At 36.2% G+C, this 654-nt stretch carries 1 protein-coding gene; it reads left to right on the top strand.

The window, feature by feature from the left end:
- Positions 1–458 precede the first annotated feature (458 nt).
- Positions 459–654: cytochrome b559 subunit alpha (gene psbE, locus IEZ04_RS36360; RefSeq protein WP_189220928.1), on the top strand; the 196-nt coding region annotated here is incomplete at its 3' end.

Here is a 654-nt window from a genome sequence, read left to right as displayed (position 1 = left end):
AAAAGAAAGAATATTTATAGATTTCGCATCTAATTGAATTAGAAAGGAATATGAGAATCTCCCTCGTGAATTATTCGAAAGCAATCCGTCGGATTCACATTATATCTGATTTTCAGTTTCTAATCCGAAGCCAATAATGGAGAGAACCCTTATACTACTATTATACTACTACAGGAATTTGATAAATTCTCTATTGAATGATATATAACATTGACAAGCAACAATAAAAGAAAAAAAAAATAAATTATCTAGCACTCCATTTCGATACTGATTGTGAAATTGCGTTGCTGTGTCAGAAGAAGGATAGCTATACTGATTCGGTATACTCTAAAGACACCCTTGGTACACTATTGACGATCTCACAAAGATTTAATCTCAGTGAATTCCCATTTACTGATCTCATCTTTTACGGAATCGATCCCCCTTTCTTTTGACTGTACACGAATATGGAGCTCGGCATGTCTGGAAGCACAGGAGAACGTTCTTTTGCTGATATTATTACCAGTATTCGATACTGGGTCATTCATAGCATTACTATACCTTCCCTTTTCATTGCAGGTTGGTTATTCGTCAGCACGGGTTTAGCTTACGATGTATTTGGAAGCCCTCGTCCAAACGAGTATTTTACAGAGAGTCGACAAGGAATTTCCGCTA

This window comes from Streptomyces ruber (genome assembly GCF_014648075.1).
GTDB classification, from domain to species: domain Bacteria; phylum Actinomycetota; class Actinomycetes; order Streptomycetales; family Streptomycetaceae; genus Streptomyces; species Streptomyces ruber.
The sequence above is the reverse complement of the archived record's forward strand: the minus strand, read 5'-3'. Positions and strand labels throughout refer to the sequence as shown.